The 11,927-nt window shown below is 62.2% G+C and carries 9 protein-coding genes; 3 read left to right on the top strand and 6 right to left on the bottom strand.

The window, feature by feature from the left end; all coding sequences use genetic code 11:
* Positions 1-124: 124 nt before the first annotated feature.
* A complete protein-coding gene (locus tag ACYPXD_RS09620; protein ID WP_459710203.1) occupies positions 125-2,371 on the bottom strand; it encodes an SdiA-regulated domain-containing protein in 2,247 nt (748 codons plus the stop codon).
* A gap of 332 nt (positions 2,372-2,703) precedes the next feature.
* Here ACYPXD_RS09620 and ACYPXD_RS09615 point away from each other — a divergent pair, with 332 nt between their 5' ends.
* The gene (locus tag ACYPXD_RS09615) at positions 2,704-3,636 is read left to right on the top strand and encodes an MBL fold metallo-hydrolase (RefSeq protein WP_459710201.1); all 933 of its coding nucleotides are present in this window, start codon (positions 2,704-2,706) and stop codon (positions 3,634-3,636) included.
* Positions 3,637-3,722: 86 nt separating this feature from the next.
* On the opposite strand, the gene ACYPXD_RS09610 is transcribed toward ACYPXD_RS09615, so the two are convergent.
* The 5 genes from ACYPXD_RS09610 to ACYPXD_RS09590 form a co-directional block, all read right to left on the bottom strand.
* Positions 3,723-5,735: a right-handed parallel beta-helix repeat-containing protein gene (locus ACYPXD_RS09610; RefSeq protein WP_459710198.1), complete on the bottom strand. Its 2,013-nt coding sequence runs from the start codon at positions 5,733-5,735 to the stop codon at positions 3,723-3,725.
* A 310-nt stretch (positions 5,736-6,045) separates the two neighbouring features.
* The gene (locus ACYPXD_RS09605; RefSeq protein ID WP_459710196.1) at positions 6,046-6,498 is read right to left on the bottom strand and encodes an RDD family protein; all 453 of its coding nucleotides are present in this window, start codon (positions 6,496-6,498) and stop codon (positions 6,046-6,048) included.
* A gap of 133 nt (positions 6,499-6,631) precedes the next feature.
* Positions 6,632-7,375 carry a hypothetical protein gene (locus ACYPXD_RS09600; protein ID WP_459710194.1) on the bottom strand — a complete coding sequence of 248 codons (744 nt, stop codon included), beginning with the start codon at positions 7,373-7,375 and terminating at the stop codon, positions 6,632-6,634.
* Positions 7,376-7,708: 333 nt separating this feature from the next.
* Positions 7,709-8,182 (bottom strand): GDP-mannose mannosyl hydrolase, encoded by a 474-nt coding sequence (locus tag ACYPXD_RS09595; protein ID WP_459710192.1) that lies wholly within the window; start codon positions 8,180-8,182, stop codon positions 7,709-7,711.
* Positions 8,183-8,203: 21 nt separating this feature from the next.
* Positions 8,204-9,484 carry a WcaI family glycosyltransferase gene (locus ACYPXD_RS09590; RefSeq protein WP_459710190.1) on the bottom strand — a complete coding sequence of 427 codons (1,281 nt, stop codon included), beginning with the start codon at positions 9,482-9,484 and terminating at the stop codon, positions 8,204-8,206.
* Positions 9,485-9,730: 246 nt separating this feature from the next.
* Between ACYPXD_RS09590 and gmd the strand changes: the two genes are divergently transcribed.
* Positions 9,731-10,843 carry a GDP-mannose 4,6-dehydratase gene (gene gmd, locus ACYPXD_RS09585; protein ID WP_459710188.1) on the top strand — a complete coding sequence of 371 codons (1,113 nt, stop codon included), beginning with the start codon at positions 9,731-9,733 and terminating at the stop codon, positions 10,841-10,843.
* 10 nt (positions 10,844-10,853) lie between these two features.
* The gene (locus ACYPXD_RS09580; protein ID WP_459711417.1) at positions 10,854-11,825 is read left to right on the top strand and encodes a GDP-L-fucose synthase family protein; all 972 of its coding nucleotides are present in this window, start codon (positions 10,854-10,856) and stop codon (positions 11,823-11,825) included.
* The last annotated feature ends 102 nt before the right edge of the window (positions 11,826-11,927 follow it).

Here is an 11,927-nt window from a genome sequence, read left to right as displayed (position 1 = left end):
AAACAGGCAGGCCGGCTTGCGCCAGACGAGAAGAGCTGCGCCCTGGGTCGGGTGGCCTTCCAAAAAAACCGCCCGACATGGTCGGACGGTTTTTCACGATACTCATGCCGCGAAGCAGCGGAAATTACTGTCCAGGCGAACCAATCGATCCGGAGTTAGACGGTTCCTGTTTGCCGCCGAGCACGCCAACCACTGCGTCGACATAGTTTGGCGCCGATGTCGAAAGCGTATCCCACACCGCGGAAACCTTCGCACTGCCACCGGAGATCGCCGCGCCAGCATGATTTCCGGCGGCCACGAGCGTGGCATTCAAACCTGAAGCCGTGGGAATCGCCACCGTCGTGCCGTCTCCTTGCGCTGCGTTGATCGTCGTGCCGTAGTTCATGGCCGCCGCCACATTACCGTTCGCGTCATAGACGACCACCGCATCGCCTTTACCTAAACCGATCGGATTGCCCGCATCGTTATTGACGTTCAACATCGCAACCACCGGAACCGTATTATCGAGGCCCCAGGTTCCGCGGAACGTATCTTCAGCCGTTCCGGGCACACCCGGGACAACGACCAGATGCTCACCCGGCGCGAGCACCGTACCGGCCACGAATGCCGCGCTATTGTTGGCATCGTTGACGTCGGCGTGATTGTCGCCCCACTTCCAGCCGGTCAGATCAATCGCCGTGCTGCCATAGTTATAGAGTTCGAAGAAATCCTCGCCACCGTCCGCGTTCGAGTTCACCTCCGAGATCAGCACGGTCGGCGCCGGTGCGCCGGCCGCTGCCGTCGTGAAGCTCTGGGTCGTGCCCGCATAGGCGTTGCCATACAGGTCAGTGATCACGCCGCCGGCCAATTGCACGGTATAGCGAGAGCTGTCCTGCAACGGTGTCGTCAACGTGACGGTCACGCGGCCACCGTTGAATTTGACCTGAGTCGTGTCGTCCACGGACACCTTGCGCGTATCGGAGCCGTTGCTGATCACAAGGTTGCCCGCGCCCGCCTGCACGACTTCGCTGAACGACAGTGTCATGTGGTTGCCGATGATGCCTGTCGCGCCATCGACCGGCGCAGTGCTGGTCAAGGTCGGGGCAGTGTGATCAACGGTACCGATCGGCTTGAACGAGAAGGTCGCCGGGTCGGACACGGCAACGGTATCGGCTCCCGCTGCCGTCTTGATCGCCCCCGCCGGATACGTGACGTGGTACGTGGTGCCGGCAACCATGTAGAACTTCGGATGGATCTTCACGACGTTCCCGCTGAACGTCACCTGCGCGGTGTCGGTTACGGGAATGGTCCGCGTATCGTCGGCGCCGTTACTGAGAACGATACTGCCCGCGCCCGCCTTCACCGCTTGATCGAACGTCAGGTAGAGATTGCTGCCAATGCCGACATTGTTCGCGCCGGTAGTCGGCTTGAAGATGGTCAGGCCCGGCAAGCTCGGTCCCGCGGCCTGTTCACCAACCGCGTAAATGGTGCCGTCCGGACCCATCGTGACACCCTCGTTCTGGGCCGTGGCGCTCATATACAGGTTGCTCAGCAAATTGCCCGAACGATCCATCTCGACGATCCTGCCATCCGGCGCGCCGATGATGATGACGTTGCCGTAGTCCGGAGCGTTGCTCGCCACGATATTCGACAACGAGAAAACGTCGTTGAAGGCGGACAGGCCCGTGTTGGCCGCATTGAACAGCGCCGGCGGATTGTCTGTGCTCGACGAGATGGGCGTACCGTTCGAGGCGGTCGCCGACCCGGCTGCAAAATTGATTGCGGCCTGGAAGATGCTGGTGGGCTGCGATTGGCGCACGGCAATATAGCCGCCTGTCGCCGGGTCGAACGTGACGCCTTCGATACCGACATTGGCCACCGTCGTGCCTAGTTTGACGGACTGTACGTCCGCTCTGCGCAGTAATCCGCCGGGAACGTAGGTGAACAGATCGACTTGACGCAGACGCTCTTCCACCAATACGAACTTGCCGTTTCCGGCATAGGTGATGCCTTCGGTGTCCTGGAAATCGCCGGCATTGAGCTCCATCGAATCGATCACGTGACCATCGATCTTTGAAACCTGCACGACCGAGGTCGCACCGTCGCCTACGACAAACAGCGAATCGGTGTCCTTGTCGTAGGTCACGCCCGATGCTTCCGCGTTCAACAGATTGGCGCCCGTCCCAACCTGCAGAGGAAACATCGCTGTCTGCGTGTAGCCGTTCAGATCAAAGGTGCTTTGCGGATTGGCAAATGCAAGCGAGGGCGTTTTTTGATCCGCAGGCACAGCGTTGCCGCCACCACCGCCAACCGTGCCACCGCTACTACCATCACCGCCACATGCGCTAAGTCCGGCTGCCAGAATGACAGAAATTAAGATTTTTTCTTTCACGGTACTTTAAGAAAGTGGAAAAACTGGGGGGAATTAGTAAGGTTCCGCGAACATATCGGGCTTGTGTTGCAACTTCATGACGCCTGGATGCTTAAGCAACTCAAGCCGGCATGACCTGCCCAGACCGACGTGTGCAAAAACACGTTGATTGTTGCAGCCCGGGCAACACGATGAACGCCTTCGCGACGCTACCGGCGCTCGCTCCGCTAACTACAATCTGTCGCACGGTGAGTCGAAGCGCGAGAAAGCGAAGCGCGCGAAATTTGTAGTCGTGCTCATGAACCGCGCGGCCCAGTGCGGCTTCCCCCACTTAACGAACAGGACTATTGAAGATGAGCGAAACAACCCGCAATGTGCGGCCGGTTACCGCCAGCCTCGGCAAGGAAGGTTCAGGCGAACTCGTGTCTTCGCGCTACGCCGTGCGCGTCGGTGACGTCGATGTCGTGCTGATCAGCGACGGCGTGTTGCCGCTGCCGACCTCCACCATGTCCACTAACGTCAGCGAAGCAGACCGCAACGCATGGTTCGATGGCCGCTTCCTGGAACGTGACATGTTCGACTGGGCGCTGAATATCGCGCTCGTGCGCAGCGGCGAACGTCTGGTCCTGATCGACTCGGGCGTCGGTGACGAATTCGAATACTTCACGCGTGCCGGACAGTCGGTGATGCGCCTGGAGTCGGCTGGCATCGACCTCGCTGCGATCACCGATATCGTGATCACGCATATGCATATGGATCACGTCGGCGGGCTCAACGTCGATGGCGTCAAGGCCAGGCTGCGTCCCGACGTGCGCATTCACGTGTCGGCCGCGGAAGTGGCGTTCTGGAAAAATCCGGACTTCAGCAAGACGGTCATGCCGGAATCGGTTCCGCCCGCGCTGCGCAGGGCTGCTGCGAAGTTCGTGGACCGCTACAGCGAAAACATTGTGCAGTTCGATCGGTTCGTGGAAGTCGCGGCGGGCGTGACGGCACGCGTGACGGGTGGGCACACGCCAGGACACTGTGTCGTGGACGTCGCGTCAAACGGCGAGAGGCTGACGTTCGTGGGCGACGCGATTTTCGAAGTCGGCTTCGACAATCCCGCGTGGCAAAATGGCTTCGAGCACGATCCCGACGTGGCCGTGGACGTGCGTATCGCGCTGCTCAACGAAGCCGCTGAAAGCGGCGCGCTGATGGCCGCAGCGCATATTGCATTTCCGTCCATCGGTCACATCGCGAAGCACGGCAAAGGCTTCCGTTTCGTGCCGGTGCAGTGGGACTACTGATCGAGCGGCGCGGCGCAGCCGCTCCTCGCCGATGGATTCCATAACCAGACTACCCACGCCCCGGTCATTGTGCGTTTGCGCCTTGCCTACCGGGGAGCCGCCGGGATCGCGGCGGCGGTAGGCGAGGGCGCCATGGCCGCGGGCGTGCCGAACAACGAAGGCAAGAAACCCGCGGCGATGGCAGGCGAGGACGGCGAAATTCTGAGGTCGTCGTAGGTCTTGCGGTCGGTGTCGGCAATCGCACTCGTAAACACGACACTGCTGGCGTCGAAAATCTGCCCGGGAACCACGAACGGTTGCGCGCCGGCGTCGATCTCGGCTGTGCTTCCGCCGATCACGATGTTACGGTTGAACGCGTTGCCAACCGGCGCGCCGAGATGGTTCTGCAGAATATTGGGCAGCGTCGGATATTGCGTCGAGTAGGGCGGCTGGTTGTAAGGCACCGCGCGCAGCTCGGTCTGGAATATACCGTTCGGATTGACGACATCGGGGTTCTGCCATGACAGGCCGCGCGAATCGACGTAAAGCGCCGGCGACGAGTTTGCAAAGAGATTATCTTCGACGATGTTGTCGCGACCGCCGCCTATGAACACGGCCTGGTTCACGCGCGAGAATACGTTGCGGCGGATGAGGGTGCCGCTTGCCTCGTCATCGAGATACACGCCGATCGTCGCGTCTGGCTGGGTCGTAGTGCCGATGTCATGGATGAAGTTGTCCTGAATCACCGTCCCGCGCGTGGTCCAGTCACGGCCCGTATATATCGCGCCGGCATCGGCGGTTTCGGTCACGACATTGTAGATCTCGTTGTCCGAGATCAAATGATTGTTGCCCGTGAAGATGATCCCTGCGTGCGGGCCCGAGTAGATGGTGTTGCCGATTACTTGAGCGCCTACGCCCGCCACATTGATCGCGGGACGATACGCATGCGTGCGCCGCGCAAAGTCATGGAGATCGCTGTTGTAAACGAATGTGTTGCCCGGCGCGAGCGTCGTTCGATTGCCATTGACGATCACGATGCCGCCTTCGCCGGTGTGCGCAAGCTTGATCGAGTTGAAGCCGCTGCTGCCCGCGTTGGAAAATGCGCCGCGATCTCCCGTATTGCTGAGGATCGTGTTGTTCACCACGATGTTGCCGCCGCCGTTGAGATCAATGCCGTCGCCGCGTGCGATATCGAAAGAGAGGTTGCTGATCGTCAGATTCACCGCGTTGTTGACCGTGAGCAGCGTGTCGACGACCGACGCCTGCACATCGCCGCTGGCCATGGGCAGCGGCGGCCAGAGGAACACGCGCGCGCTGGCCCGGTCCACGTAGTACTCACCCGGCTGATCGAGTTCCGAGAGCGCGTTCTGAATGACCACCCGTTGACCTTCGAGCAGCCCGAACTCGGGGGCGGGCGCCTGCAGCGTCAGTGCGCCCGACGAAGGGTTCACCGACGTGACCGGAAGCGTCGTATCGGCCCAGTCGCGCGCCCAGTAACCCATGGCTTCGAGTTCCGGTTCATGCTGCCACGCGCCGGGGTTACCGCCCGAGACGGTGAAAGTGAGGCCCGTCGGCCCATTCGGCAACGACTGAATCTTGGCGAAGCCCGTGTTGGGCCAGCGCGCCAAGGTCATCGGTGCATCACGAAAAAAAATCTCGAGCGGAGCCGGTGTGATCGCGATGTCATAGCCGTGCCGTTGCCTTATGCCCAGATCAGCGATGCCGTTATCCTTGAGGCTTGCCACGACTACGCTGCCTCGTGCGGCGGACGGCAGCCGCGCAAGCGATGCGGCATCGGTGACGGGCGTGAAGCCGGACAGTAGCTTGCCGCCCGTGATGATGGCGCGGCCGCCACTGCTTGGGCCCGTGATCGAGATCGGTGTGCTGCTCCATGTCGGATCGGGGGACAGCACGAGCGGCGCCGTGAGACGATAGGTGCCCGCCGCAAGGACAATATTCAAACTATCGATGCCGCTTCCGACGAGCGCCTTGTTCTTGCTGAGCAAGGAGAGCGCGTCGCGCAGGCTCAAGTTTGGCGAAGTGAGCGTGATCGGATTCGGGGCGGGCGTCTGACCGCTTTCGCGTGCATTGGTTGCCGCCGCTGTCAAATTGACGTCCATTGCCGCGCACGGTGCGCTCAACATGACGAGCGCGAAAAACGAGAACATGGATACGCACGACGCGTCGCGGCAGCGAGAATTCGCGTATCGCAATGGGTTCGCGGAGATATCGCTAACGCGTGCGTGACACCGCGTCAGTCTGCGACGAAAGGAGTGAATGAACGTCATGTCGATTCCCGCGGGTTCGAGATTCTTCAAACCCTACGCGAGGCCTCGCAAGATGGGTACTCAATGATTGGATAGGTTTATCACATTACGGATAGCGCAAAACGAATAAAAAATAATGGATGGGACGGTAAAATTGCTTCATTCATTGCTTCAGATTGCCCGCCTGCGGACGATCGTGTCCTGATACATCGATCACCACCGTATTGGCCAGCCGGTCATGCAAGGCCTGCTTCCTCGGATTGAACGGCACCCAGAGGAAGCCGGTGCCGCCTGTCGCGAAGGTAAGCAGATAGCCCAGCGTGCGTAACGCGGCTTGCTTGACCGTCATCGCGTCGCCCGTGTCCGCGTCCACGATGCGTAGCCGCGTCGCGCGCTTGCCTGGCGACGTGCCCCAGATAGCCCAGAGAATTCCGGTCACGACGATCGGAATGCATTGGCCAATTGCTGCCCATATGAGCAGGGTCGCGCCGGGATTGCCTGCTGCCATCAGGTCGTCGAGCGAAGGTCCGAGGGGGACGAACAGCACAATGACCGTCCACCATATCGAGTCGATGAAAAGCGCGCGAGCGCGCTTCGTCCAGCTAGCGTAATGCATCGGCAATCGGCCAGAAGCGGTCTTTGGATAGGCACACATGAATTGCCGGTCATTGTGCCGGGTATTCGCTTTTGGCGCACGACCGATCCGTCGGGTCGATCTTGCCGCTGGTTAAAGCGTGAGGGCGCTCGCTCTACGTTTGTCTCGAGCGCACGTCGACCAGCCGGTCCCGGATCGCGCGCCAGATGCGCGGCACCACGCGGAGCCCCGCGGTCATGCCGGGATCGTGGTAATGCACGATCAAGGTACGGCGCTCGCCCCGCTCGACATGCAGGTTCGCATGCCGCGTGACGAAACCGTTGAACGCATAGACGTTGCCCGGCACGCACGCGATCCGGTCGCAGCGTTGCCGCGCGAGATCGCGCCGCGTCTGTGCGCGGCGAATGGCGAGCGGCAGGCGGCGCAGCGCGATCATCCAGGCCTTGGCCATCACGTTGGTCGCCGCCGACAGCATGCGACGCGGCCGGCGATAAACGATCAGATCGCCGTTTTCCTCGGTATTGTGCGCGGAGCGTAGCGGAATCAGCAGCGTCAGGATGTGCGAGTCGTAGTGCCGCAGATGACTCTGCGCAGGCAACGTGCGGTTTATGCAACGCAATACGCAAAGCGCCTCGCCATCGACCTTCAGCCCCTTCTGCGCGGCCCAGCGTTGCGAGGTGGCGCGCGCCAGTCGCTCGACGCGCCGGAATTCGCCGCCCTGGCGGAGCAGCTCGACGACGCGCGCGGTTGTCTGCGTCGCGCGCCGGCCGTCGGCCGGTTGCCAGGCGTCGCGTGTTTCGTCGATGGTCGCGTTGATCTGGTCCAGCAGCGTGCGCGGCACCACGTTCTCGTACAGGCGCACGTCGGGCGGCACGATGTCGGTGTCGTCTTCAAGCATTTCTGGAGACTCCACGAGGGACCACTTTGCGATGCGCGGCGGGTCTGAACGAAAGCCGTGTTGCGGCTGGAGCGCGAGGCGCGCCGCCCGCGGCGCACGCACAGGTCCGCGTGCGTGGCGGGCGGGTCCGGTTCGCAGATGTCGCAAGCGGCCGGACGGGCAGCAGATCGGGGTAGAGGGAGAGAAGCGATATTCGAAGCAAAATCGGGGAGTAACCGGTCGGGAACGTGTCATTACCACCTTAGGTCATGCGCTGTCTGCCAGATAGACAAAACATATCCCCGATCCGCCACATTTCTGCTTCACCGCATACGGCACTCAGGCGCGCTGCGCTTATGCAAGCACCTTTGTCAGGAAGTAGGCCCGGCTGTTCTCGTGAACCGATTCGTCGAGCGCGATATCGTCGGCGCTCGCCCAGCGGTAGTCCGAATGCTGATCGAGCGGCAGGTGAGAGAGGCGCTGGGCCACGCGGTAGCGATAGCCGAGCACGACATAGTGTGTCGATATGCCGTCCTTGCCGCTGAAGTTATCGTCGTAGAAGTGCTCGTAGACGCCGATCAGTTCGGCGTTGGCGCGATCCGCGCGATGAAGGCCCAGCTCTTCGAGCATGAGGCGCGTGAACGCATCGTCAAGACGTTCGTTCTTGCGCACGCGGCCGCCGGGGACGAACCATGCGCCCTGCGCGGGCCGATTGACGCGCCGTCCGAGCAGATAGCGATCTTGCTCATCATGAAGGATCAGGTCTAGCGCGATCAGCGGCGTGTTCGAGACGACACTCAGAAATTCGGTATTGCCAAGCTTTGCCATGGGGGATCCTCAAGCAATCAGTCAGAGGTCGCGCTCACGCAGCCCGAGGGCGCTGTCCACTGCTTCGACGTCGATGCAGCGCGCGCGCAGGGTCGACTCGAACTCGCCGAGCACGCTATCGCGCGAGAGCGCGGCGAGTGCATAGTCGCGGCCCGCGCGGCCGAGGCGCTCGCGCCGCACCGGATCGGCCGCGAGCGCGACGATCGCCGCGACGAGCGGTTCGAGCGCTTCGGGCGGCACCACGACGCCGCGCGGCGCAACCGTATCGAACAGTTCGGTGCCTTCGTGAGCCATCGCGATCACGGGACGGCCGCTCGCGAGCATGCCGGTCAGCTTGGACGGCATCACGAGGTCGGCCGCGTCGGCACGCTGCGGCAGCACGTGAATGTCGGCGAAATTGAGCAGCTCGTTGAGCTTGTCCATCGGCTGCAACGGGATAAAGCGCGTATTCGGCAGATCGCCGCATACGGCGGTCAGGACGTCTCTCGCCGGTCCCTGTCCGCAAAACACAAAGACGATATCGCTGCGCCCGGCAAGCGAGAGCGCGACGGACCCGAGCACCTCGAGGCCCTGCTTGGCGCCCATGTTGCCGGAGTAGAGCACCACGGTCGCATCGGCGGGAATATCGAGTTCGGCCCGCAGGGGGATCTTTGCACCGGCCTGCGCGTCGAGCGGATGAATGGCCGACGTATCGACCCAGTTCGCGAAGTGAACCACCTTGTTGCGCGGCACGCCTTTATGCAACGCATGCTCGATCATCTTGGCGGAGATCGTCGAGACGGTATCGAAGCGACGCAGCAGATGGCGTTCGATCGCGAGCGCCATGCGCTTGCGCCAGTCGCCTTTGAGCACGCCGAGCTTGAATGCGGCATCGACCTCGTAGTCCTGCACATGCAGCCATGCATGCGCACCGCTCAAGCGCGCGACGAGCCAGCCGGCCGGCGCGTTGAGCAGGCTCGGCGCGATACTGAGCACGGCGTTCGGCCGCCAGAGCACGTGACGTAGCAGGACCGGGAAGCTCGAGAGCGCGAAGCTCGCAAGATGCACGAGGCGGCGTGCGCCCTTGGGCTGGGCCGGTACCCAGAGCGGGGCACGCCAGATATGCACGCCTTCGCTGCGCTCCCTGGCATAGCGAATCGACGAGAAACCGGGCGCTACCCGCCAGGCGGGATAGTAGGGCGGTGCGCAGACCACGCGCACATCATGGCCGGCGGCGACGAGCGACGCGGCCATGTCGGCGGTATAGCGGCCGATCCCGGTGAGCTCCGGTGCGTAGTTGATGCCGTAGACGAGAATCTTCATCGGGCCTCACGATGTGTCGACGCAAGACGCATTGCGTGTGGAGCGCATCTTGCCCGCACTGCAACATCGAGACCCGCCAGGATATCGCCGTGCGCCGCCAATCGCGACGCGCGTTTTTCGCGGCAGCTTTACGACGCCAAATTACCGTTGCTATCCGCCAAAAAAATAAATGCGCTTGCGTTGTGTTTCGACGAGGCGCTTTACTCCTGCTACGCATCCCCCTTTTTTCTTAGCGAGATTGCCTCCATGTCGAAAACCGCATTGATCACGGGCATCACGGGCCAGGATGGTTCGTACCTGGCAGAGTTCCTTTTGGCGAAGGGTTATACCGTTCATGGCATCAAGCGGCGCACTTCGCTGTTCAATACGGAGCGTATCGACCACCTCTACCATGCTCCGCAGGACAAGGATCGCCGTTTTATCCTGCATCATGGCGACATGACGGACTCGTCGAACCTGATCCGCATCATCCAGGCCGTGCAGCCCGACGAGATCTACAACCTCGCGGCCCAGAGCCATGTGGCGGTGTCGTTCGAAGAGCCCGAGTACACCGGCAATGCCGACGGCCTCGGCACGCTGCGCATTCTGGAAGCGATCCGCCTGCACGGGCTCACGAGGAAGACGCGCTTCTATCAGGCGTCGACGTCCGAGCTCTACGGCAAGGTCCAGGAAATTCCGCAAAAGGAGACCACGCCTTTCTATCCGCGCAGTCCGTATGCAGTCGCGAAGATGTACGCGTACTGGATGACGGTCAACTACCGCGAAGCGTATGGGATGTATGCGTGCAACGGCATCCTGTTCAACCACGAATCGCCGCTGCGCGGCGAGACCTTCGTCACGCGCAAGATCACGCGCGCGCTCGCGCGCATCTCGCTCGGTCTGCAAGACCGTCTGTATCTCGGCAATCTCGATTCGCTGCGCGACTGGGGTCATGCGCGCGACTACGTCGAGATGCAATGGATGATGCTGCAGCAGGACCACCCCGAGGATTTCGTGATCGCGACCGGCAAGCAGCATAGCGTGCGCGAGTTCGTCGATCTCGCGGCGCGCCACGTCGGCATCGAAATCCGCTGGGAAGGCAAGGGCGACGACGAACGCGGCATCGTCTCGGACGTCACGCTCGATCCGCGCGTGAAGGTGGGCGATGTCATCGTCGAAGTCGATCCGCGCTATTACCGGCCGACCGAAGTGGAGACGCTGCTAGGCGACCCGAGCAAGGCGAAGGAAAAACTCGGCTGGGAGCCGCGTACCAGCTTCGAACAGCTCGTGCGCGAAATGATGGTCAGCGACCTGACCGAAGCCCGCAAGGACTCGCTCGTGCATCAGCACGGTTTCCCGGTCTACGAACGCCAGGAGTAAGGACGTGATCATTTCCAAACGCAAGCGCGTCTTCGTCGCGGGGCACCGCGGCATGGTCGGCTCGGCGATCGTGCGGCGGCTCGAGGCCGACGGCAACGTCGACGTGGTCAAGCGCAGCTCGAAGGAGCTCGATCTCACGAACCAGTCGGCGGTGCGCGACTTCTTCAGTTCGCAGCGTATCGACGTCGTGTATCTTGCCGCGGCGCGCGTCGGCGGCATTCACGCGAACGATACCTATCCGGGCCAGTTCATCTACCGCAACCTGATGATCGAATCGAACGTGATTCACCAGGCGGCGCAGACCGGTATCGAACACCTGCTGTTCCTGGGCTCGTCGTGCATCTATCCGAAGCACGCGCCGCAGCCGATCGTCGAGGATGCGCTGCTGACCGGTCCGCTCGAAGAAACCAACGAGCCGTACGCGCTCGCGAAGATCGCGGGTATCAAGCTTTGCGAGTCGTATAACCGCCAGTACAAGGTCGATTACCGGAGCCTGATGCCGACCAACCTTTACGGGCCCGGCGACAACTACCATCCCGTCAACAGCCACGTGATTCCCGCGCTGATCCGCCGCTTCCACGAGGCGAAGGAAAGCGGCGCGCCGAGCACGGTGCTGTGGGGCACGGGACAGGTGCGCCGCGAGTTCCTGCATGTCGACGATCTCGCGTCGGCCTGCGTGCTGACCATGAACGTGCCGAAGAGCGTCTACTACTCGGTCGCCGCACCGCGCTGTTCGCATCTGAACGTCGGCTCGTCGACCGATGTGACGGTGCTCGAAATTGCGCAGCTGGTCGCGCGCGTGGTCGGCTACACGGGCCGTATCGAGCACGATCTGACCAAGCCGGACGGCACGCCGCGCAAGCTCATGAGCAGCGAGAAGCTGGCCTCGCTGGGCTGGGAGCCGCGCATCGGTCTCGAAGAGGGACTGCGCGGCGCGTACGAGGACTTTCTCGAGTCCGAGGCACTGGCCGTCGCGCAATGAGCCGGCAGGGACAGGCGATGGAAAGCGGCGGCGAGGTGTCTCGTGGGCACGCGTATCGTGGCCCATCACCCGTGCCGCCCATGCAGACCATGCCGCATCCGC

Source organism: Paraburkholderia sp. 2C (assembly GCF_054589215.1).
Note: the sequence above shows the minus strand (reverse complement) of the source record. Positions and strands in the feature narration are given on the sequence as shown.